This window comes from Paraburkholderia sp. BL18I3N2 (assembly GCF_003001875.1).
GTDB classification, from domain to species: domain Bacteria; phylum Pseudomonadota; class Gammaproteobacteria; order Burkholderiales; family Burkholderiaceae; genus Paraburkholderia; species Paraburkholderia phytofirmans.
On sequence record NZ_PVNC01000043.1, the window covers coordinates 1 to 21,123 of the forward strand.

Annotated in this window: 18 protein-coding genes and 8 pseudogenes; 13 read left to right on the top strand and 13 right to left on the bottom strand. The window is 58.4% G+C overall.

Going from position 1 to position 21,123, the window contains the following annotated elements:
* Window positions 1-136: 136 nt before the first annotated feature.
* Window positions 137-1,387, bottom strand: coding sequence for an IS256 family transposase (locus B0G75_RS39360; protein WP_106314916.1), 1,251 nt, complete (start codon window positions 1,385-1,387; stop codon window positions 137-139).
* 65 nt (window positions 1,388-1,452) lie between these two features.
* Here B0G75_RS39360 and B0G75_RS39365 point away from each other — a divergent pair.
* Window positions 1,453-1,653 (top strand): annotated as a pseudogene (locus tag B0G75_RS39365) (transposase); the annotation flags it as partial.
* 546 nt (window positions 1,654-2,199) lie between these two features.
* Here the strand turns inward: B0G75_RS39365 and B0G75_RS39375 are convergent.
* The 3 pseudogenes from B0G75_RS39375 to B0G75_RS39385 all read right to left on the bottom strand — a co-directional run.
* Window positions 2,200-2,835 (bottom strand): annotated as a pseudogene (locus B0G75_RS39375) (electron transfer flavoprotein subunit alpha/FixB family protein); the annotation flags it as partial.
* Window positions 2,832-3,359: pseudogene (locus tag B0G75_RS39380) on the bottom strand (electron transfer flavoprotein subunit beta/FixA family protein); the annotation flags it as partial. The pseudogenes B0G75_RS39375 and B0G75_RS39380, both read right to left, overlap by 4 nt.
* A 3-nt stretch (window positions 3,360-3,362) precedes the next feature.
* Window positions 3,363-3,811: pseudogene (locus B0G75_RS39385) on the bottom strand (transposase); the annotation flags it as partial.
* A 501-nt stretch (window positions 3,812-4,312) separates the two neighbouring features.
* Between B0G75_RS39385 and nifB the strand changes: the two are divergent.
* The 5 genes and pseudogenes from nifB to B0G75_RS39410 form a co-directional block, all read left to right on the top strand.
* Window positions 4,313-5,292 (top strand): annotated as a pseudogene (gene nifB / locus B0G75_RS42175) (nitrogenase cofactor biosynthesis protein NifB); the annotation flags it as partial.
* A gap of 15 nt (window positions 5,293-5,307) precedes the next feature.
* Window positions 5,308-5,694, top strand: coding sequence for a nitrogen fixation protein NifZ (locus B0G75_RS41925; protein WP_374956963.1), 387 nt, complete (start codon window positions 5,308-5,310; stop codon window positions 5,692-5,694).
* Window positions 5,695-5,905: 211 nt separating this feature from the next.
* Window positions 5,906-6,124, top strand: a complete 219-nt coding sequence (nifT, locus tag B0G75_RS39400) for a putative nitrogen fixation protein NifT (protein WP_106285728.1) — start codon at window positions 5,906-5,908, stop codon at window positions 6,122-6,124.
* Window position 6,125: 1 nt separating this feature from the next.
* Entirely contained in the window at window positions 6,126-6,404 is a 279-nt protein-coding gene (locus B0G75_RS39405) for a hypothetical protein (protein ID WP_106285706.1), read from the top strand.
* Window positions 6,394-6,832, top strand: a pseudogene (locus B0G75_RS39410) (DegT/DnrJ/EryC1/StrS family aminotransferase); the annotation flags it as partial. The gene B0G75_RS39405 and the pseudogene B0G75_RS39410, both read left to right, overlap by 11 nt.
* A 443-nt stretch (window positions 6,833-7,275) precedes the next feature.
* On the opposite strand, the gene B0G75_RS39415 reads toward B0G75_RS39410, so the two are convergent.
* Window positions 7,276-8,334: a GSU2403 family nucleotidyltransferase fold protein gene (locus B0G75_RS39415; RefSeq protein ID WP_106285707.1), complete on the bottom strand. Its 1,059-nt coding sequence runs from the start codon at window positions 8,332-8,334 to the stop codon at window positions 7,276-7,278.
* A gap of 223 nt (window positions 8,335-8,557) precedes the next feature.
* On the opposite strand from B0G75_RS39415, the gene B0G75_RS39420 reads away from it, so the two are divergent.
* Together B0G75_RS39420 and B0G75_RS39425 are read left to right on the top strand one after the other, a co-directional pair.
* Window positions 8,558-8,842, top strand: coding sequence for a CopG family ribbon-helix-helix protein (locus B0G75_RS39420; RefSeq protein ID WP_106285708.1), 285 nt, complete (start codon window positions 8,558-8,560; stop codon window positions 8,840-8,842).
* Window positions 8,830-9,138 (top strand): type II toxin-antitoxin system RelE/ParE family toxin, encoded by a 309-nt coding sequence (locus B0G75_RS39425; protein ID WP_106285709.1) that lies wholly within the window; start codon window positions 8,830-8,832, stop codon window positions 9,136-9,138. The genes B0G75_RS39420 and B0G75_RS39425 overlap by 13 nt, the downstream gene beginning before the upstream one ends.
* Window positions 9,139-9,318: 180 nt before the next feature.
* Here the strand turns inward: B0G75_RS39425 and B0G75_RS39430 are convergent, their stop codons facing one another.
* From B0G75_RS39430 to B0G75_RS39455, 7 genes and pseudogenes are all read right to left on the bottom strand, one after another.
* Entirely contained in the window at window positions 9,319-9,588 is a 270-nt protein-coding gene (locus tag B0G75_RS39430) for a DUF1488 family protein (RefSeq protein ID WP_106314917.1), read from the bottom strand.
* Window positions 9,589-10,052: 464 nt separating this feature from the next.
* Window positions 10,053-10,181 carry a hypothetical protein gene (locus tag B0G75_RS41795; RefSeq protein ID WP_258194117.1) on the bottom strand — a complete coding sequence of 43 codons (129 nt, stop codon included), beginning with the start codon at window positions 10,179-10,181 and terminating at the stop codon, window positions 10,053-10,055.
* A 138-nt stretch (window positions 10,182-10,319) separates the two neighbouring features.
* The gene (locus tag B0G75_RS39435) at window positions 10,320-10,649 is read right to left on the bottom strand and encodes a helix-turn-helix domain-containing protein (protein ID WP_106285711.1); all 330 of its coding nucleotides are present in this window, start codon (window positions 10,647-10,649) and stop codon (window positions 10,320-10,322) included.
* Window positions 10,604-10,954 (bottom strand): type II toxin-antitoxin system RelE/ParE family toxin, encoded by a 351-nt coding sequence (locus tag B0G75_RS39440; protein ID WP_106285712.1) that lies wholly within the window; start codon window positions 10,952-10,954, stop codon window positions 10,604-10,606. The genes B0G75_RS39435 and B0G75_RS39440 overlap by 46 nt, the downstream gene beginning before the upstream one ends.
* Before the next feature lie 479 nt (window positions 10,955-11,433).
* A pseudogene (locus B0G75_RS39445) lies at window positions 11,434-12,914 on the bottom strand (ISNCY family transposase).
* 272 nt (window positions 12,915-13,186) lie between these two features.
* Window positions 13,187-13,618 (bottom strand): PIN domain-containing protein, encoded by a 432-nt coding sequence (locus B0G75_RS39450; RefSeq protein ID WP_106285713.1) that lies wholly within the window; start codon window positions 13,616-13,618, stop codon window positions 13,187-13,189.
* Window positions 13,615-13,857 carry an AbrB/MazE/SpoVT family DNA-binding domain-containing protein gene (locus B0G75_RS39455; RefSeq protein WP_106285714.1) on the bottom strand — a complete coding sequence of 81 codons (243 nt, stop codon included), beginning with the start codon at window positions 13,855-13,857 and terminating at the stop codon, window positions 13,615-13,617. The genes B0G75_RS39450 and B0G75_RS39455 overlap by 4 nt, the downstream gene beginning before the upstream one ends.
* A gap of 177 nt (window positions 13,858-14,034) precedes the next feature.
* Between B0G75_RS39455 and B0G75_RS39460 the strand changes: the two are divergent.
* From B0G75_RS39460 to B0G75_RS39470, 3 genes and pseudogenes are all read left to right on the top strand, one after another.
* Window positions 14,035-14,160, top strand: a pseudogene (locus tag B0G75_RS39460) (IS6 family transposase); the annotation flags it as partial.
* Window positions 14,161-14,426: 266 nt separating this feature from the next.
* A complete protein-coding gene (locus tag B0G75_RS39465; RefSeq protein WP_106285715.1) occupies window positions 14,427-14,837 on the top strand; it encodes a transposase family protein in 411 nt (136 codons plus the stop codon).
* A gap of 318 nt (window positions 14,838-15,155) precedes the next feature.
* Window positions 15,156-16,601 (top strand): NAD-dependent succinate-semialdehyde dehydrogenase, encoded by a 1,446-nt coding sequence (locus tag B0G75_RS39470; protein WP_106285716.1) that lies wholly within the window; start codon window positions 15,156-15,158, stop codon window positions 16,599-16,601.
* Between the two features lie 342 nt (window positions 16,602-16,943).
* Here B0G75_RS39470 and B0G75_RS39475 read toward each other — a convergent pair whose 3' ends face one another.
* Window positions 16,944-18,353, bottom strand: coding sequence for a PLP-dependent aminotransferase family protein (locus B0G75_RS39475; protein WP_146142607.1), 1,410 nt, complete (start codon window positions 18,351-18,353; stop codon window positions 16,944-16,946).
* 350 nt (window positions 18,354-18,703) lie between these two features.
* Here B0G75_RS39475 and B0G75_RS39480 point away from each other — a divergent pair, with 350 nt between their 5' ends.
* Entirely contained in the window at window positions 18,704-19,588 is an 885-nt protein-coding gene (locus tag B0G75_RS39480) for a phytanoyl-CoA dioxygenase family protein (RefSeq protein ID WP_181309449.1), read from the top strand.
* Entirely contained in the window at window positions 19,585-20,712 is a 1,128-nt protein-coding gene (locus tag B0G75_RS39485) for an NADP-dependent oxidoreductase (RefSeq protein ID WP_106285719.1), read from the top strand. The genes B0G75_RS39480 and B0G75_RS39485 overlap by 4 nt, the downstream gene beginning before the upstream one ends.
* Window positions 20,713-21,123: the final 411 nt, after the last annotated feature.

The following is a 21,123-nucleotide window of genomic DNA, read 5'->3' on the forward strand; positions in this document are numbered from 1 at the left end:
CGCCACGCTGCCAGCGATAAAATCGGCAGCTTGATTGCCCCAACAATTCCACTTAAAAATCTCGGGACCCTGTCCGAACAAGCGGCGCCACCTCTCAAACGGGGGTGTCCGGAATTTTGTGTAAACGGGTTGAGGTTTAACCCGGCACCAGCCGCTCTTCGAACTGGATCGTGAAGCGGTTCAGTGCGGCCTTCCAGTCGCGGATCGGCATCGTCCACTTCTTGCTGATGTTGTTCAGGGCCAGGTAAAACAGCTTGGTGACGGCCTCATCGGTCGGGAACGAGCTGCGGGTCTTGATCACCTTGCGCAGGCTCATGTTGATCGATTCTATGGCATTCGTGGTGTAAATCACCTTCCTGATCTCCGGTGGGTAATCGAAGAACGGAATCACACGTGCCCAGTTGCGTCGCCAGCTCTGTCCGATGGACGGATAGTCCTTGTCCCACCTGGCCTCGAAGGCGCCCAGCATCTGTTCGGCCAGTTCGAGGGTCGATGAAGTGTAAATCGTCTTCAGGTCGGCGGCGACTTCCTGCTGCATTTTCCACGGCACGAAGTTCAGACTGTTGCGCACCATATGCACGATGCACAGTTGCACGGCCGCTTTTGGGTAGACCGCTTCGATGGCTTCAGGAAAGCCTTTAAGCCCGTCGACGCAGGCGATAAAGATGTCCTGCACGCCGCGCGTCTTCAGCTCAGTGACCACCTGCAGCCAGAACTTGGCCCCCTCGGTCTGGGCGATCCACAGGCCCAGGACTTCCTTGTGGCCGGCCATGTTCACGCCGATGGCCAGGTACACCGCCTTGGTCCGCACCGCGCCGCTGTCGCGCGCTTTGACGTGAATGCAGTCGAGATAGACAATCGGATAAAGCACGTCGAGCGCACGGGCCTGCCAGACCTTCACCTCATCACTGACGGCGTCGGTGACCGCCGAGACCAGCGTCGGCGAGACCTCCGTGCCGTACATTTCTTCCAGGTGCCCCTGGATCTCGCGCACGCTCAGGCCACGCGCATACAGCGAAATGATCTTGTCATCGAAGCCCGTCCAGCGCGTCTGATGGCGCTCCACCAGCTTCGGCTCGAACGCCCCCTGACGGTCGCGCGGGATATTGAGCGGCAACTCGCCAAACTCCCCCTGCAGCGTCTTGGCGCTATGGCCATTACGGGTGTTGCCCGTGGCATTGGTCACCGTTTCGCTTTTGCCATGGCCCAGGTGTTCGGACATCTCCGTCTCTAACGCACGCTCCACCAGCATCTTGGTAAGCTGCTTGAGCAGGCCGTTCTCGCCTATCAGGTCTTCCGGCTTCTGGTAATTCGCCAGCAGGCTGTCTGCCAGCTTGACGAGTTCAGCATCGGGTTTCTCTCTTTTATTGCGTTTCGCTACGGTCATCTATGCTCCTGTTGCTGGCAGTCTCCTGCCAAATGACCGTTTACACAAAACTTTTTACACCCTCGATCAAACTCGAGGAGACGAAAAAAGTCTTTGTACTGCTGCCCCGGCGATGGGTGGTCGAGTGCAGCTTTGGCTGGCTCAACCGCTTCCGCCGTCTCGCACGTGACTATGAGCGGCTACCCGAAACTCTCGCCGGGCTTCATTTCGTCGTCTTCCCAATGCTCATGCTCGTCCATGCCGTGCCAGTACTTCAAAGTTCCTAACACGCTCTAACGTGAAACAACCCGCGAAGTGTGATTTCGACAGGATGAACTTGAGTCAACTCGCGGACATCAGGCATGAAGTCGCCCCTTGCAGAACTACTGATCGCTCTGTCAATTGCCCTCACATCATATAAGGCCATGCCGAATTGATGGTGCAACTCCACACGTGTCGCTGAGGTCAATAGCGCGCCGAACCTGAGGGCAGTTGTCTCTGTAATGGTCGACCTGACGAAGCTGCGCACGCATGGAGTGGGAGCACACCGGACGCGTGATGCGATTTGCTCCAGCGTATCAACCAGCTCTTTCTACTTTACTCCCCGTACACCATTTCCGACTTTAGCTCTGCGCCAGCGGTGTTGATCAAACGGAAAAATGAAGTAGTCGCGCACGTTTGAGCGGTTCGGGCTGGTCGCGGAGGCCAACTTCCGGCACTCATCCTTTTTCGGCCAGTAACTCGTGCGAAAAATAGTGTCCCAGATGGTCGTAAAGAACCCATAGTTTCGGTGCCGAAGATGCAGTTCCAATCGCCTTCGTCGTTGGCAACGTTACGTTCTCGCCGCCGCAACCCGTCTGCGCCTGCGGCATCACCATCACTCGTGGGCGCACCGCCGCCACCTGCGGGCGGTATGCGAGCGTCATGATCGCATAGAGCAGCGAGCCGCCGAAAGGCGGCCGTGTGGCCGCCAGTGCGCGCGAGGCCGGGTCAATGTTCAACTCAGTGCAGTCGGCGGTGAGGCCCCTCAAGAGCGTCGTTGCGACAGATCGGGCGAGATCCCGGCCCATTGAGGTTGCACCGAGCAGCAGAATCTCGGGGCGGTACTTGTTGACCAGGTCGGTCAGCCCCTTCGTGAACGGTTTGTTGCGATAGCCGAGCGACACAGGGTCGTGAATCACATACGCTTTGTCCGCGCCGAAACTGAACGCCTCACTGGCAAACTGCTCAAGCGGCTCGTCGGTACCGCCGAGCACGGCCACAGCGACACGACTGCCGACTTTGTCGGCGGGCTTGCGCGCCTCACCGAGCAGCTCCCACGACACGCTATGCACGTGGCCGTGGTCGTGCTCGAGAAAGACCCAGACACCCTGGTAGGCTTTCAGATGTTCGGGCAGATCGAGGTTACGGCCGGCGGCCCGTTTGACCGGCGCGGACGGCTTCTTTTCAGAGGCAGCGGGCGAGTTCATGAGGCCCTCTTCATCAACAGGTCCGCCTCCAATGTCGGATGGCGAGCAAATATCTTGTGCACGAGTTTCAGCGACACGTCGCGCAGACTGGACGCGTCCAATTCGAGCATCTCGGCCTTTTCGTCGCGCGGCGTCGGCGCGAACACTTTGCTGACCACGGTAGGTGAACCTTTCAGCCCGACCTTGCTCACGTCCTCAATGCCGGCCTGCTCGCGATTCCATTTGCGCACCGGGAATCCAGCCGCGTGGATCATCGCGGGCAGTGTCGCGAAGCGCAGCTCGTTCGTATTCTCGAGCATCGTCACGAGACAGGGCAGTGCGGTTTTCAATACTTGCACACCGCCTTCGGCGCGGCGCTCGACTACGATCGTGCGCGCGTCGAGGTCAGTCTCGACGATCCGGGATACATACGTGAGCAACTGGACGCCCAATCGCATCGCGATAGCGGGGCCGACCTGGGCAGTGTCGCCATCGATGGTCTGCTTGCCGGCGAAGATGATGTCCACTGCCTGTGCATTTGCAATCCCCCATGTCTGAATCAGCGTACCGACCACCGAGAAATGCTCTCTCGACAGGAGACCCCGTTTGTCGGACAGGCCCATGACTTCAGTAAAGAGCGCTTCCACGACTTCATGCTCCAGCAACCGGTCGCGGTTCTTCGAGAACACCGAGTGGTCCCACGCGTCGTCCTCGATCGCCAGTCCGACGAACCAGCGGAACAGCAGGTTGTAGCGCATCTGTTCCATCACCATGCGTTCGCTACGCACGAGTAGAACACCTGCAGCAGCAACGCCCTCAGCAGCTTCTCGGGTGCAATCGAAGCCCGGCCGGTGTCGGCATAGATGACGTTAAACAGTCCGTTGAGCCGTCTCAACGCGTCATTCACCAGCAGCCGGACCGGTCGCAGCGAGTGATCCGCCGGGACGAAATCCTCCAGCTTGACCGTCGTAAACAGGGGTTCCTGCATCTCATCCATTCCGCGCATTGCATCCACTGCCAAAGTTAATGAACGCGATATCCATAACGGCTGTCCCTCAAACCCCGCTTACACGGGACGTTGTGCCAAGCGAGCATCTACAGTCGGAGCACAATTTGCGGGATGTTGACCGGCACAATGTCGGGTTATGGCGGTGCATCGTCCGATTGTTCGTGTCGCGAATGTCCCGTTCCGGACAATGCGGCCGCGCTGGAGGCGGCTCGATCGGTTCCATCCGCTGGCGGACAGAATGTCGCACATGTTCGCTTGACGCACACTCGCGATAATCAGTTAAACAAAAAAATTTGGACATGAAACGTGGAGCGCGTGACTTTTGTTGTAACAGCGACGCATAGGGCGTGGTTGTCGGGCTTGGGGGCCGACGCACGACAACAGAACTTATCGGATATCGCGGGACTCGCGCATTAGCGGAGCTCGAGTGAGTGGCATGGATCTCGCTATTGCGTATTGCGCCGCCACTTTTGGTTGCAGGGAGATATCATGCAAGACTGCGCGAACGCCAGCACGCCGCCCTCGACTGCCTATATCGGCGTTCGGCAGGCACTGCCCTTGGTGTCGACCGTAGACGCATCTGTCCGGGGCGGCGGCTGTGATTCATACGGCGGCACAGGCAAATCGAGCTGCGGTCCGTCCGACGCGCCCGAGAGCATGTCGGCAGAAGTATGGGAAAAGATCAGTAATCACCCAGGTTATTCGGAAGAAGCGCATCGCGATTATGCGCGCATGCACGTAGCGGTGGCACCCGCCTGCAAAATCCAATGCAACTACTGGAGCCGCAAGTATGACTGTTCGAACGAGTCGCGGCCAGGCGTCGTGTCGGAGAAACGGGCGCCGGAGCAGCCGTGAAAAAGGTGACGACCGTCGCGGCCCGGATTCCGCAGTTGACCGTGCTCGGCATTGCGGGTCCCGGGGACTCGCTAGCCAATCCGAAGAAAACGTTCGACACGTTCCGTATGCTTCGCGAGCGCGCTCCGGACGTTAAGCTATGCCTGTCAACGAATGGTATCGCGTTGCCGGACTTTGTCGACGAGATCTGCAAAAACAGCATTGTTTGCGTGACAATCACCATCAACATGGTCGATCCCGTCGTCGGCGAAAAGATCTATCCGTGGATTTTCTGGGACCACCGACGAATCACGGGCAAGGAGGCCGCGCGCTTCCTTCACGCGCGGCACATGGAGGGGCTGGAGATACTGACTGCGCGTGGTGTACTGACGAAGATCAACTCGGTGTTGATCCCGGGCATCAACGACGAACTCCTGATCGAGGTAAATCGCGAGGTAAAGAGGCGAGGCGCGTTCCTGCACAACATCATGCCGATGATCTCAGACCCAGAGCATGGCACGTATTTCGGCCTGCACGGCCAGCGCGGCCCCACTGCGCGCGAGCTGAAGGCCGGGCATGACGCCTGCAAGGGCGGCGCGAACTTGACGCGCCATTGCCGGCAGTGCCGTGCGGATGATCGCCCGCTCCCGATCAGCAACGACGGTACGTACACCGGTAAGGCCATGGGTGAGCTGCTCTTGAGCAAAGGCGACGTGGGCTACGTCACGGGAATCGACACGTTCCTGCAGCGGTTCTACATCTATGCGGTTCACTTTGTCGAACGCGATCATTGCGTCGGCATGCGCGCGAAGGAACTATGTACGCTCGACCACCGTTCGCAAGACGTGCTCGCGCGGTTGGGTGAGCGCGCTCCATGGAGAATGCGCGTGGTGCCACTGCACGACGTTTGCAACGACGGTGGCTATCCCGGACGGGGCGAATGCGAGCGTCTTGTGAGGGCCGGCGCGCTCGGCGGGATCGCCAATGTGGGGCGTGTGATCGAGACCGGGCGAACCGGTGTACCTCGTCGAGTTTGATGGGCAGGCGTCGGCTGCACTGAGGACGAAATTGATGCTGCCGCGCTGCGACCATTGCTCGAGAAAGACGAGTTCTGCCTATGAAAGTCCATGTGTTCGTCGCTGGACGTTCGTCGCCCGGCGGGCCGGCGCCTTTTGCTCGCGCCGCTAGTTCGAAGCGATGCACGTACCTGCGGCGCAAATTTTTGCAACCAACCCAGGAGGTCTCAACGTGAAACTCATAATTCGAAAGGACAGAAAAGGCATTCTCGGCGCCTACGTGACGAAGAAGGATCTGGATGAGCCGATCGTCTGCATCGCTCAGGCGCAGACGTGGAGCGGGCTCATTATGCTCTCAATCGGCTGGCGGTTCCAGGTGCCAGAGATGGCTGCCGACACTACGCTTCCGGTCACTGTAGAAGCGTGGCGCGTGGCGGGCGGGCACGACTGACATGGCGCTCACAGCAAATCAGATTTGTGTGATAGCCCAGTTGATTCTCAACGAACCGACGCTGCTGGAAGCCGCGGCAAGTTGGCGAAAGCGCTATCCCGACGTGCGTGTCATGCGGATCGGCGCGGTCGAACTGCGCAATGAAAAGCCGGTTCTCGAGTTTCGTGGCCGCCGCGTCTATCTCGCGACGTCGACAGGGTTTTGCGTGTCTGTGACGGCACAGGCAAGTGAGGCCGATATGCTCATCGTGGCCGAGGAGGAAGCCTGCGATGGCGACTGACCAAATCACACTTAGCGAGCCAGCCTGCGGGGCGCGAGAGAGCGAACTCGTCCATGCAGTACTGCAATGTTCGCCTTGGAGCGATGGACCAATGCTCGATTCGTTTGAGGCTGCCTTGCCGGCTGGAGCGACCGCGCCCACGCGGTGGCCGTGGCGACGGCACGTTCGGCACCTGGATTGTGCTGCGTGCGCTCGGCATCGGCCCGGGCGACGAAGTTATCTGCGCGTCGCACACGTGGCATCAGGTCGCGCACGCGATCACCCTAACAGACACGGCACCGGTGTTTGCCGATATTGATTACTGGAGCGGCTGCCTCGACGTGGCAAAGGTACAGCGGAAGATCGGTAAGCGCACGCGCGCAATTCTCGCTGGCAATGCCAACGGGCATTCGGCGGCCTGGGGACCGTTGCGCGAGCTTGCCGCCGCCCTCGTTGATTGCGAACATTGAGAAATAATTCGTTGCAGGCGGCTTCGAATTTCCTTCCCACATCAACAGCCCTACCGGAAGGATTACGTCAGTGTTAGGCCAGCATGGTTTCATCGGTCTGCTAAAGGGGTTCTCGATTCAAGGGATGGAACGTCAAAAGTTGCGGCGGCATTCGAGTGTAATGACAAATCGGGCGGGACCCGGGATTCACGAAACCTGCTTTTATGTCTGAGTTTCACAAGCTCGCGATTTGAATGAGGCGTGAGTCAGCGGATTTCATAGGGGCCGGCAGCGAAGCGGAAGCTGCAAAGAGGCGGATGTACAGCTGCAGCCCATCCTATTCGTCAAGACCTCGAACATCTGGCGCAAACGGGGGCGTTCATGTAGACATAAAAGAGAATCGAAGATTAATTGATTCGACATGACATGACATCGACACCGCGCTAGTCCGCGAGCGCCTCTCGCACTTCGTCGAGGGCTGCCGGATGCGCTTCAAGCAGCCTTTCGAGCGGCGCGACTGCACGCTTGACGCGACTGCGCGCACTGGCCGGGAGCGCTTCGCACGCATCTTCAATACTGCCGGGATGATGCTCACCGAGAAAGCCGATGACAACGGCAGCCTGCTGCAGATCCTTGAGAGACTTCGTGTTGTCGTTCGTGCGCAACTGGGAGACGAGCAGCTTGTGTACGGCAAACCGGTTGGCGTCTGGCACGCGTACCGGCACTGCACCGTGGCGCGAGAGCAGCACGCCGTTCTGCGAGGTTCCAAGGACGTAGGCAAGGTAGGGGAGGCCGGCGGCGTGCGCCTTAAGTTCGGGTACTGGCCGGATTGTAAAATTCTCGTCGGCCGACGGCACAAGCAGGTCAACATGAAAACGCGACGCTCCCGCCTCCTTGAAGGACGTTGCTGGCGCCGATCGGTCGAGCCCTGGCACCTCGACAAACCGGATGCCCGTCTGCTTGAGGATTTCGAGAAGTCCGCCGGCCGGAATATCGGAGAGCGCGAGCTGCTCGCGTCGCGCGATGTCGATGTCCTCGGTGTGATAGCTTGCCGCGCGGATGCCGAGCCGGTTCAGGATCACGCCGTACGCGTGGGAGCCGACCAGCGTGCCGCCCGCGGCAAACACGCCGTGGTTGAACAGTGCGCCAACGGTCGCATAGGTCTTCGCATCGGCTACGCCGAAGTTGAGCTTGGCGAGTTCGCGCACGGTCTTGATCACAGCCTTGACCTCGTCGATACGGTTCTGCACCGATTGTTTGAGCGTGTCCGCCTCTGGCGAGCCGACAGGCCCCGCGAGATACGCCTGCCGCTGCCGGCCGTCGCCATCGAGATACTGACGCGCGTAGTACTCAGCCTCGCCTTTGCGGTGCTGGACGATGGTCCCGGGTGCACCGATGAAAACCTTATCCTGTATCTGCGCGACGCGTTCGAGGTCGGCGTACATCGCATGTAGCGCAGTCTCGTGAAGGGTGTAGAGGGATCCAGTTGCAGAGATGACCATGGTTATCTCAGTAGTTTTTTATAAATTACTGAGAATAATACTCTATACCGGCTCAGCCCGTCCGACACGACTCCTTTCAAACCGGAGCAATCTTCGGATACGGTATTTGACATAATTAGGTATGTCCCTGTTTTTGGTTCCCTGCTTGGGTTTGGACAAGGGCGTGCACTGGCAAACTTGAGAGAGTATGATGTAGCACAGATGTGACACATGAGAGGCCTCTATGTCTACCACCACGCTCCGCCTTCCGCCGGAACTCCGCGATCGGATCTCCAGACTAGCTGAAGAATCGGGGACTACAGCCCACAGCTTCATGCTGGAGGCGATTGCGGAGAGGGTCACCAGCGAAGAACTGCGTCGCGAATTTCTCACTGAGGGTAACGACCGCCTCGCAAACATGCTGGAGAACGGCCTCGGAATTGAGTGGGCCGACATGCGTGATTACATAGGCCAGCGGGCCGCAGGGCACGATCCGGGAACACCGAAGGTCAAGCGATGGCGCGAATAGTTCTGGCGCCTGAAGTTCGCGATGATTTTGAGCGGATCTTTGACTTCCTGTTTGAACACAACGCGGCGAGCGCCGCAAAACACATTGACGATATCGTTCGCGCGCTAGACATCCTTCAGACGAGTCCTCAGATTGGACGGCCTGTTAGTGGCCCCGATGCGATGCGCGAGCTGGTCATTTCGAATGGCGCGCATGGCTATCTTGCGCTGTATCGTTTTGTGGCTGAGCTGGACGTTGTGCTGGTGGTCGCTATTCGCAGCCAGAAGGAGTTGCGATATCGGCGTCACGCCAACTGAACGGCAGTGACAGCTTTGGCGCCGGCTAGATACGTTAGATGTGACTGCCCGGGTCAGCCGGTAAGGGACCGCGTCAATTTGACATAAGATAAATGATCAACATTTGAACGGTCGTGCTTTTTTGTGTGTCGTGGAGATGCCGCATCCGGCGTGCGGGAGCCTTCGTCACTTAACTTCCGGCTACCGGGTGACGAAGTCGTTGACGGCCAGCCACAGCGACGTGTGGGGCCGCGCAAGCAGCTTTCTTTGTGCGAGCGCCACAATGCGGTTGCGACCGTTTTCAAAGGTCCTGAGTGTGCGCGCCGCGTCGGCGCCACGCGGTAGCCAGAAGTGCTGCTCGAGTGCGTCACGCGCAACAGCGCCTTCGACCTCACGGCCGCGAACCGACAGCGTGAAAACCACGGCGCGTCCATCTGGCGAGACGGCGGCTGCGTGATCAGGAACTTCCATAACGTGCCTCGACAGAATCGTTCGCGGTCTTCTCTATTTGTACCTGCGCCGCGCAACAATCAATCTACCAGAAGTCAGCTGGTGCTAACCGTCGACGGACGAACGATCCAGCTGTACCCGGCGCCCGTGAACGACGATCGCCAGCGGGAATTGAGTGCCAGACCAGACCTCATCGGGACCAGCCCTGCAGGCGGTTTCGGGTTTGACGTTTGCGCAGCTGGAACAGACAGTTAGTTGCGTATTAGAAGATAAAGGCTCCTCGGTACGGTGAGCTTTTTCAGGAACATCAACGACCATTTGCACCGCCGGGTTACCTCGGCTTGTTGCACTGAAACCCGAAATCTCTAGCGCCCCGGATTTGCGGAAAAATCACGTGTCCTTGTTTGCTTTTACTGCAGTGAGGGGCCCCGTAGCGTGCTGATGACGAGCTTCCGCGCAGGGTCAGGCAACCACACCCGAACGACTTACCTTTGCATCAACTCAGGCGGCAACCGGCCGCCGCGCGCAATAATGATGTATTCCAGAGCCGCGATCGACTCCGCAAGCATCCGACCGATCTGGATGTCCTCGCCGGGCAGCGCGGCGTGGCGCATGTCAGCTAGCCAGTCGGTGAGCGTGCGCTCCGGACGTGGACCGTACCACCTCGCGGTAGATGCCGCGCATGAAGCACAAACGTAGCCGGGTGGATCCCGGAGAGCATCGCCAAGCCTCACCGGCTCGGCGCCTGCGGGTCACGCATGCGACTCGAACACGACTTCGACGCGTCCGGCTTTCGTGGAGCGGCGTGCTGGCCCGACGACGATTCGCACGTTGCGTCCGAGCTTCGCAAGGCACTCAAGCATCTTTGCCTCGCTGATTCCGCGAAACTGACCACGCAGCATGTTCGATAGTTTCGGCTGCGTCATTCCGAGTACTTCGGCGGCCCAAATCTGCGTCCATTTCCGGGCCTTGATGATTTCCTCAATCTTCGTTGCGAGTTGCGCCTTTACCAGCATTTCGTCAGCATCAGGCACGCCTAAATCGGCATACACATTACCGCTGCTTTCTTCGATCCCGACCATTTTGCGACTCCTTTCGCATGATCCTCGGCCGCCTTCAATCGGCTCCGAATGACGTCCATGTCCGGCTTCGGCGTTGCGATGCCGTGCGCGGACTTCTTCTGGAAACAATGCAGCACATAGACGCTTCCCGCCAACTTCACCGTGTACACCGCGCGGTATGTGCCGCCTTCGGCCGATTCCACAACCTCGATAACGCCCGCCGATCCAAAGCCCGATAGCGGCTTCGCGGCCGCGTGTTTTGATCCTGCCTGCGCCAGATGCAGCGCATATCCAAATGTGTCCTTGACGGCCTCGGGCATCGCCATCAAATCCTTCCTGGCGGATCCGACCCAGTGCAGCTTTTTTGGCTTTTTCTCTATGCACGAAATTATATCTATATGGGTATAATTTCGCGAGCGCGCTGCCCCGACCTGCTCGCCGAACGGCAGTACCCGGCAAACCGGGGGTGCCGTCAAGAGTCGGCCGTTTGCGTACGCTGACGGCCAAAACCATCAGATTTAGGCATTGGGCGTTGATGCAAAGGTGCCAACTAACGGCGAAATCGACTTTATTGTGACTCCCTTTGCGCAGGTCCCTGACGTCCGGCTGAAGTACGCTCCAACTGGACGGCTCACTGAATTGTGAGGCAGCGTACGGCCGCGGTAAAACACGACATCTGTATCTTGCTAGAACACGACATTCTCATATTGCCGCTACATCACTGTCAAAGCCAGATTCAAATGTCCGCTTTCCGGCTAAGTTGAAATGTCCGGGTTTAAGGGGTTTGTTTCTAACGCCTTTTGTCTCACACATTGTTGAAGGACGACGCCTGAACTGGCAGGGCGCTTACGTCTGCGTCGATCACCTTTGCAGACCGAGGGCCAGGTTTGCGTGGTTGTTGCATTTGCCGCTGCTGCGACTGTGCCAGAATCACACCATTGATATCGGCCTGCGTGAACTCGCGCTGTTTCTTCTTGCCTGGCGAGCGGCTTTGGACCCGGGTCGGCACGCCCAGGTGGGTTCGCGAAGGCGCTTTTCCGATCCGGCTGTTATCGCGTTGAGCCTGGATCACCTGCGAGACCTGAAGCACGTGACCCAGCCGCTTGTGCTCAACGACCGCGCCCTGGTCAACTTCGGTCAGCCGGTCGTACTGTCTGCATGACAGTACATGACCATCGGCGCGGAGTTCGATACGCCCGTCCGGGTACTCCCAGACCTCGATATGCCGGCCGATCAGTTTGCGGTGCTCGGGCGTGTCGTTCAGCAGATACGTGACGCGGTCATACCGCACCGTCAACGACTTGCTCACCTTGCGCGGCTCGCGCCACGTGAACACCAGATCAAGATTCTCGTCAGCCCTGAGTGGGCGGTGAGCATCGAATCCGCTCTTTGGTGGCTTCGCGAAGCGCGCGTTGTAATTTGCCATGAAGGCAGGCGCATACGCATTGGCTCCGGCAGCCGTGCTGATGCCACGCAACCGCAATTCTTTTACGAGCCGGTCCTGCAACGTCAGGTGTGCCCGTTCGACGCGCCCCTTGGCGGGGCTACTGTTCGCGCAGAACGTGTCGATGTTCAGCTCGTACATCGCCCGGCCGAAATGGGTCACACTGTTGCCATCCTTGTTCGCACCCGTCTTGCGAAACACGCTGTACTTGTCGCTGTAGAACGCGACGGGCTTGCCGTGGCGCCCGATGTACGCGCGCGTCGCCTCGAAGTAGCTGAAGGTCGACTCGGTCGCCGTGAAATGCAGCATCATCAGCTGGCTGGTCGCATCGTCGACGTACACCAGCAGCGAGCAGGCCGGCGCCCGTTCCTCGAACCACCGGTGATCGCTGCCATCGATCTGGATCAGCTCGCCCAGACACGCGCGCCGCGCACGCGGCTGGTAAATCTTCGGTGGCCGCTGCCGCCGGGGCACCCACAGACCTGCGTCCGTCATCAGGCGCCTGACCGTCTCCTTGGCAAGGCGGATGCCGTGCGATTCGTACAGCTTCTCGCACGCCAGCGTCGGTCCGAAATCGGCATAGCGGTCACGGATGATCGACAGGCCTGATCCGCCTTCACTGGATCCAGCCGGTTGTTGCTGGGCTTCGCGCGCCGGCGCGATACGAGACCTTCCGGCCCATGCTCGCACAACCGGTCAACGAGGCGGCGAACCTGCCGCGTCGTCAGCCTGAGCCGTTCTGCCGCGCGCCACGGCTTGAGCTTGCCGTCGGCGACGTCCTGAATGACCTTGAACCTGTCCAGTTCGCGCATCGTCATTGTTATCCGTTCGGTCGCAGCCATTAACGCCTCCCGCGCCGGAACGCCGGCGGCGGGTCAGCTTACGCTGCGAAAAAAGCGGACATTTGAACTTGGCTAAAAGCGGACATTACAACTTAGCTTCTACAATCACGAAAAGTGATCACTTTAATTATGTCAAATTAGAGCGCGGGCAGAACGCAGGCGGTCTAATCAGCCGGTGAAGCGATTCGGCTCGCTTGAATCGACGCATCAACGTCGCGGCCACGAGCTCAAACTACAAACCGCGCGACGCCCGACGACGAATCAGACGGCGGTCAACTGGGTGACCGGAACGGATTGACCACCGTCAGCCGGTCGAAGATGACCTGGCCGTGTTGCATATCTTCGCTGTAAAGTACTTCGCACTCTTCAAGCAACGCGAAGGCGATGATGCACGAATCGTAGAATCTGAATCCGTAGTGTTCGGCGATACGGCGTGCTTCCTTGTTGACTTCAAGCGTCAGTGGCACGATCTCGCAGAACTCCTCCACATCGCCTAGGAGAACGTAGATCTCCGGCCACGAGAGCCCCATTTTCCGGCTCATGACGAGCGTAACTTCGTTCATTACCTGCGTGCTGATGACGGGCATCCGCGCCCCCTGCACCACCAGCGCCTCGGCCCGGTCGGCCTTCGCGGCGTCGCCGGAGAACAGGTAGGCAATCACATTGCTATCGACGGCAAATCGCGCCGGTGCCTCAACCGTCATTCAGCGTTTCCCCTTTCGCTGAGCGATTCCCGATCGAACTTGAAGTCGGCGGGCAGTCGTCCGCGGTACTTGCGCAGGCGCTCGATCCGCTCAGCGTCCGTCGGCTTTTTGCTGACCGAGAACGCACCGGACTGTTCGGCATAGATCTCAATGTCGTCGCCCTCCTTCAGACCGAGTGCATCGACGACGCTCGCGGGCAGCCGGACGGCAAGGCTGTTGCCCCATTTAGCGACTTGCATCATTAACTCCAATAGATACACATAAATCGTATTGTATATCCAAACGAATGCTTTTCAAGTCCGAGGGCGGTTTCGATGATTGCCTCGCGGGCGACTAACTATGCACGTCGGGCATTGTCAAGTTGGCGCCGGGGTCGACGAATATAGTGGGGCATGAAGAAAGGTTCCGTCTCCGTTTTGCCGTCGGCCGAGGCGCCGATTTCGTCCAAGGGCTACCGATTTCCGCCGCGCATCATCAGCTACGCCGTGTGGCTGTACTATCGGTTCCCGCTCCACCTGCGCATGGTTGAGGAGATGCTGGCGTATACCCTTCCGCTGCGTTTTGGCAATTATGTATGTGTGACCCGCACCATTGCCACCATTTTCATAGCCTTGCTGGAGCCAGCGGCTGGAGGTCTTCGGCACGGTCGTTGCGGCTCCTCCGTAAACGTCCTGACTCGCATCTCGCCATGTCAACAGTCCTACTTGTCGACGATGAGCCGGATAACCTGTGGGTATTCCATAGGGCTGTTAACTTCCGTTCGACCGTGTTAGCTTCGTGAGCTTCGAAGCAAGCAGTGGAAACGAGAATGATATTCGGGGGTGTATTTTCTGAACTGCACGATGTACGGCGCGAGCAAGGCAAGCGCTATGCGCTGGAGCCGCTGCTGTGTGCGATCGTGACGTCGATGTTGGCAGGCGCCAACTCGCTCAGGACGATTGAGGTGTTCATTGCCGAGCGCCTGGCGCGGCTGAATGGGCTGTTCGGGACGAACGGGGGCAAGGCCCCGAGCTGGGTAGGAATCCGCAAATTCCTGCTCCAGGTCGACGAGCATGAGCTGGAGTGCGCGGTGCGTCATTTCGCCCAGCGACAGGCGTCAGCGCCGCCCGGACGACAGTTCATTGCGCTGGACGGCAAAGCGCTGCGTGGCAGCGCCTCACGTCTGGATGACCTGGCTGCCTGGCACATTGAGGAGCGGCCGGGATTGACGGCTTCGTAAGCCGTGCGACCGGCGGTCTAAGTGTTTCGGCACGCTGCCGGTGCACCCTTTAACTTCAACCAGCACGCCATTTGATGTATGATGCATCACAATTGGCGGGCCAGCTTGCATGTTTTCTCTAGTCTCAACGCTACCCTTGGGACTCACTGCCAGATCGCATTACAAAACACATTCGGTCTTGTTGAAGCCGATGCTCGCTTCAACAAGCCTCTGATCCGTAGCAATCGCCCGACTTCCGATTGATGGTCCGATGTAGCTTCCGCTCGCCCATACACACTCGATCCAAACCCGTTTCAAGCTGGAGCACAGGAGTTAGACATGGCAGTTTCTGAATACGTGGACACCCCGCTCTTTATCGATGGCGAATGGGGTCCCGCCGCAAGCGGCAAGACCCTCAATGTCGTCAATCCCGCCACGGGCGCAACAATCGGCAGCGTGGCGCATGCCGGCATCGAGGATCTAGACCGTGCGGTAAAAGCTGCTCAGCGTGGTTTCGCGGTTTGGCGCAGAGTGCCCGCCTTCGAACGTGCCGCATTGATGCGCAAGGCTGCCGGACTCGTCCGCGAGCGCGCCGATTCAATCGCGCGCCTGATGACGCTCGAACAAGGCAAGCCGCTGGCCGAAGCCCACATCGAAGTCTTGTCCGCGGCCGGCATCATCGAATGGTTTGCCGATGAAGGATTGCGTGTCTACGGTCGGATCGTGCCGGCCCGCAACCTCACCTCTCAGCAGACTGTGATCAAGGAACCGATCGGCCCTGTCGCCGCATTTACGCCATGGAATTTCCCGATCAATCAGGTGGTCCGCAAACTGAGTGCCGCGCTCGCGACCGGCTGCTCGTTCCTAGTCAAAGTTCCCGAAGAGACCCCGGCATCGCCGGCCGCACTGCTGCAAGCGTTTGTGGACGCAGGGATCCCGAAGGGCGTGATTGGCCTGGTCGCCGGTAACCCCGGCGAAATCTCGAACCATCTGATCGCACATCCGGCGATTCGCAAAATCACGTTCACCGGCTCGACCGCTGTCGGCAAGCAACTCGCCGCCCTTGCCGGCCAGCATATGAAGCGTGTGACCATGGAGCTCGGCGGACACGCACCGGTGATTATCGCCGAAGACGCGAATCTTGAACTCGCTGTCAAGACCTCGGGCGGCGCGAAATTCCGCAACGCCGGTCAGGTATGCATTTCGCCGACCCGCTTTCTCGTGCACAACAGCATCCGCCGCGAATTCGAACAAGCGCTGGTCCGGCATGCCGAGAGCCTGAAAGTCGGCGACGGCTTGGCCGAGGGTACGACGCTCGGGCCGCTCGCCAATGTCCGCCGGGTCGGCGCCATCAGGAAAGTCATCGAAAACGCGCGCGCGGTCGGCGCAACCGTCGCGACCGGCGGTGAAGCGATTGGCGGCGACGGCAATTTCTTCGCGCCGACCGTGTTGACTGACGTTCCGCTCGAAGCCGACGTTTTCAACAACGAACCGTTCGGCCCGGTCGCCGCGGTTCGCGGTTTCGACTCGCTCGACGAGGCCATCAGCGAAGCCAACCGGCTGCCGTACGGCCTCGCCGGTTACGCATTCACGCGCTCGTTCAATCATATCCATCAGCTGAGCCAACGGCTGGAAGTCGGCATGTTGTGGATCAATCAGGCGGCCACGCCGTGGCCGGAAATGCCGTTCGGCGGTGTGAAAGACTCCGGCTATGGTTCCGAAGGCGGCCCGGAAGCGCTCGAACCGTACCTCGCGACGAAGTCTGTCACGGTATCGGAAGCTTAAGAAACGGTGGAGAAATGGAATTGACGCGTTGTCAGCGACAAACGCGTCAATTCGCGCCATGTTGGCGGGAAAAAACGGACCCAATCCCATGAATCAGCACACGCTCGGTGGCAAATACCATCTGATCGCCGAGGCGCGAGGCACCCGGCTCACGGTTATACTGACCTGGGCTGCAGTTCCGAGCCGCCTCAACAGCGGTTGCGAGCACGGGACATGACGTTGGTGCTCACAAAAATCGGCTCGCACTATGTCATGTCGTTTCGGGCATCATAGCGGAATGCGTTAGTGCAGTAGACTTCGGGGGGCGCACACGAATTGTTCACTTGCGAATGAATATCACGGTCAACGCGCACCCTTGCGCCACACGCGCGCCACAATTGCCAATGCCTCGGCTAATCGCTCACGCTCGCGGACGCCGCCCATCGAAATTCGGACGCATTCTGGCGTTGCTTCTGCATCAACGGAAAAGGCGCTTGCAGGCAACACAGCGACGCCTTCCGCGAGCAACTCCGCGGCAAAATCCTTTGCAGTGCAGTTTGGAGCCATCGGCAACCACAGATGGTAACTAGGAAACCGCAAAGGCGGGTATCCGCGTTGAAGTGCATCGGCCGCGATCTGTTGTCGTGCAACCGCCTCCTGACGGTGCCAATTGAGCAACCGTCCCCCTGTCCGGGACTCAATCAGGGTCGATGTAATTTCTCCGAGCAGTGCGGAAGACGTCCACGACAATACTGGAATCGTATCATCCAATCGTGAGCGCACCGGGCCGCGCATAGCTGCATAGCCAATTCGTAAACCAACAGCGAGACTTCGATTGGTGCCGCAAATATAAATGCATCGATCCGGCGCGAGCGCACTGAGAGTGGGAGTATCATCCCCGGCGAGATGCCCCGCAGTATCATCCTCCACAATCAAACAATCCAGTTCGCGCGCAACATCAATGATCTCATGCCTCCTTTCGAGCGGCATAGTGATGTTCGTCGGATCATGCCCCGTAGGCGAGCAGAAAATCGCTGCAACTGCCTCGCCGCGAGCTGCTTCCCGTAGAGCCTGCGGGGACAGTCCGTTCACGTCCATAGCAACGCCGCGCACGCGGATCCCGAATAACGCGGCCAGCCGGCGGAAGTCCGCGAACCGCAGAGACTCGGTCAGGATTAGATGCCGACCTGAGCTCAAGGCCGCCAGAATCGCCAGTAAAGCATCTCGCATGTTGTCGCACACCACGACCTCGTCTAGTGTGTACGCGAGGCCCCTCAACGAAAGCCAGTGTGCGCCTGCCGCGCGGTGCGCCTCCATGCCCTGCCCGGGGTGAAATTCGAAGAGGCCATGTAAAGATTTACGGCGAGCGATTGCGCCAAGCAAGCGATTGAGGCTCTCATTAAATGGCGAAACCATCGTCGTGTTCATCCGCAGGTCGACGAGCTGTCTCGGCTCAGAGTCAACCGCCTGTGCGGTTTCGGGGAATGCACCAACGAAGGTTCCGCGACCGACCATGCCCACGATCAAGCCTTTCGATTCGGCAAGTTGATAGGCTTGAGTGACTACATCGAGCGTTACGCCGAGGCTCGACGCCAGCCCGCGCTGCGGGGGCAAACGCTCGCCTACACGAACCGCTCCGATGGCGATCGCCTGCTCCAGGGATTCAACCAAACCGACGTATAGGGGTTTGCGAAGTTCGCTCTTCTTGGGTGACCACATAAAACCACCGCCATGTTGAATTTTAAATCGCTCGCGGATGTGGGTGCGACCCAATTGGTCTCGTATTTCCCAGTGATCAGGAAGCTAAAACGCCTACTCGTCCACATCATCAATCTAATTGATGCTTGCTCACAGAATACACATAAACAATCATCTGCGGCAACTCCTCCAGCCCCTCGCGGAGGTTTGGCCGGCGCCACTTGGCAAAACGGCTCATTGAGTGTCTGTGAAACTCGGGCCGACCCAGTGCAACGGCGTCCTTGAGTACAAAACGACTGGCCGCCAAGCACACGGCTCTGACCCGTCCGAACCTATACAGCAAAGGACAGACTTGTATTATGAAGCTGCGCGGTAAGCCCGAGAATAAACAATCGAGGCTGCTACTCATTAAAAAGGAGCATGGGATGACTAACCGGTTGCCGCAGCCAAAAAACATTGTGACTCTGGAAGAGAATACGAGCGCCGCGCAAATTAAAGAGGTTACCGACTTCGATGGTGCAGTCATCGTGCCCAATCTAATATGCACGGATCTGCTTGCCCGGTTCAACAGTGAAGTCGATAGGTTTTTCGTAGAGCAACGACGCAACGAGATTATGTCCATAGACCCCGAAGCGGATAAGTTCACGCGACGCCTCGCTGGCCTTGCGGCACGCACTCACTGCTTCGCGGACATCATTTTGACGGACCGCATTCTCGACTGGGCTGAAGCGTGTCTCGACGGCGCTAATTATGACATTCAACTCGGCAGTGCACAGGTGCTGGAGGTATGGCCCGGTGCACCGACTCAAGTCATCCATCAGGACGGCGGCTATGCTCCCTTCCATCTGCGCGGTGCCGACAAACCAGAGGTGATTGCAAGTTGCATGATTGCGCTAACCGATTTCACTGCAGACAACGGCGCTACTCGCGTAATTCCCGGAACCCACAAACTCGATATTGACTGGAATGAAGTCTCTCATCGCCCTGAAACTGTGCCGGCGGTAATGAGGGCTGGCAGCGGAATGTTCTTCACCGGCAAAGTTGCGCACGGCGCGGGAGCAAATATGTCAAATGCTCCGCGGCGAGGTATGACACTGTGCTTTTATGCAGGCTACCTGAAACCCGAAGAAGCTCATTCGCTCGTAATATCGCGCGAGCGAGCCAGGCAGTTGCCCCCGCGCCTGCGGCAACTGCTTGGCTTTACTTCGTATTACGGCCGCGGTAGGTCCAAAGACGAGAAGATGCCGATGGCTTGGCAATATGAAATCGGTGACGCCTCGCAATATCTGGAGCGGGGGCCGATTGCGTGAACGATTTGCCAAAAAACATTCGCTGGACGTTGAAGAGCCACCCCGAAGGCAAGGCCACGCTTGCGAATTTCCAGCGCGAAGAAGTCTCCGTGCGTCCATTGGGTGGCTACGAGGTTCTGGTTCGGACGCTATATCTTTCCCTCGATCCCTACCATCGTCAACTGATGGACAAGCCGGTTGATCGATTCGGGGTGACGGGAGCCGAACAAGCCGCTGTTCTGGCGCCAATCCCCCTGGGAGATACGCTGCGGGGCGCCGGAGTGGGCCAGGTCGTCAGGTCGACTGACCCCCGTTTCGCACGAGGAGACATTGTCGAAGGCTACCTGGGCTATCAGACACATTCGATTTGCAAGGGGAAAGGCGACGGCACACCCACCATGATTCCCTTGTCGACGGAAGCGGCCGCGGGCGGCGATGGTTTAACAGTCGTGCAGAAGTTTGACGCCGGCGACGCGCCGCTTTATATGCGCCTGTCCGCACTGGGTGAGCAAGGTTTGACAGGGCATATCGGATTGATCGAAGCCGGAAAGCCGCGCCCAGGAGAAACCGTGTTCGTCAGCAATGCCGCCGGCTCAGTCGGCCAAGTCGTTTCGCAAGTAGCGAAGATCATGGGCTGTCGCGTGATAGGCAGTGCCGGCCCCGAACACAAACTGAACTATCTTCGCGAAGAACTCGCCCTCGATGGTGCCGTCAGCTATCGTGACCCCGAAGCCGGCGCAAAGATTGACGCACTATGTCCAAATGGGATTGATGTTTATGTCGATCTCGCCGGAGGCGCTTTCTCGGACTTAGTCTTCAGTCGCCTGAAATTCCGTGGCCGTATGGCTGTCGTGGGAACTACGGCCGACTGGTGGATCGATCCGGACGATCCGGTCAATCGTTCTCCGCGGCCCTGGTGGTCAATCAATCTGAAGCAAATCAGAGTAGAAGGATTTGTATTGTGGGACTACGTTCATTTATACGATACCTACATTCGACAGCTACGTAACTGGTGGAGCGAAGGAAAACTGAAATCGCGTGAGCATATGTATGAAGGAATCGACGCGGCACCTCAAGGACTTCTGGAGCTTGTTGAAGGCAGGAATTTCGGCAAGGCCATCGTACGCGTCAGTGAACCGGAATGATCGGCATACACTCCGAATCAATGGATCCTGAATCAAGCCCACGGCCGAAATCTCAAGTCAGCTTGTTAATGGCAGATTGTTTTAATGCCACTATCAGAGCGGGAAATATTCACGAGATTCCTAGTGCGGAAAAATAGTGTGGCCATATTTCACCAATGTTTAAGGAAAATGCGGGTTGGAAGTTGACCGCCTTAGCCTTTTATTTTGCCGGGCAAATTAAACCATCGCGTGATTGCAGTTCCTCCAACAGACCTGGACGGTCTCAGGTTTATACCGCCCGCATCGCACCCGGACATTATTTACGTTGACTCTCGCATTATCGGACTCGAAGATGAATTCTTCGGTACGTTTTGACAAAGATGCTCAAACAAGGAAAGGGCTTAATCATGATCGAGCAGCAGGAGCCTGAGG

Bases quoted from the DNA above. Each gene is read 5' to 3' on its own strand.
- B0G75_RS39405 (WP_106285706.1), top strand. From the start codon at position 6,126: ATGGCGCTCACAGCAAATCAGATTTGTGTGATAGCCCAGTTGATTCTC.
- B0G75_RS39480 (WP_181309449.1), top strand. From the start codon at position 18,704: ATGACTAACCGGTTGCCGCAGCCAAAAAACATTGTGACTCTGGAAGAG.
- B0G75_RS39440 (WP_106285712.1), bottom strand. From the start codon at position 10,954: ATGGCGATGCCCGAGGCCGTCAAGGACACATTTGGATATGCGCTGCAT.
- B0G75_RS39360 (WP_106314916.1), bottom strand. From the start codon at position 1,387: ATGACCGTAGCGAAACGCAATAAAAGAGAGAAACCCGATGCTGAACTC.
- B0G75_RS39425 (WP_106285709.1), top strand. From the start codon at position 8,830: ATGGCGCGAATAGTTCTGGCGCCTGAAGTTCGCGATGATTTTGAGCGG.
- B0G75_RS39420 (WP_106285708.1), top strand. From the start codon at position 8,558: ATGTCTACCACCACGCTCCGCCTTCCGCCGGAACTCCGCGATCGGATC.
- B0G75_RS39435 (WP_106285711.1), bottom strand. From the start codon at position 10,649: ATGGTCGGGATCGAAGAAAGCAGCGGTAATGTGTATGCCGATTTAGGC.
- B0G75_RS39455 (WP_106285714.1), bottom strand. From the start codon at position 13,857: ATGCAAGTCGCTAAATGGGGCAACAGCCTTGCCGTCCGGCTGCCCGCG.
- B0G75_RS39415 (WP_106285707.1), bottom strand. From the start codon at position 8,334: ATGGTCATCTCTGCAACTGGATCCCTCTACACCCTTCACGAGACTGCG.
- B0G75_RS39450 (WP_106285713.1), bottom strand. From the start codon at position 13,618: ATGACGGTTGAGGCACCGGCGCGATTTGCCGTCGATAGCAATGTGATT.
- B0G75_RS41795 (WP_258194117.1), bottom strand. From the start codon at position 10,181: ATGCGCCACGCCGCGCTGCCCGGCGAGGACATCCAGATCGGTCGGATG.
- B0G75_RS39470 (WP_106285716.1), top strand. From the start codon at position 15,156: ATGGCAGTTTCTGAATACGTGGACACCCCGCTCTTTATCGATGGCGAA.
- B0G75_RS39430 (WP_106314917.1), bottom strand. From the start codon at position 9,588: ATGGAAGTTCCTGATCACGCAGCCGCCGTCTCGCCAGATGGACGCGCC.
- B0G75_RS39465 (WP_106285715.1), top strand. From the start codon at position 14,427: ATGATATTCGGGGGTGTATTTTCTGAACTGCACGATGTACGGCGCGAG.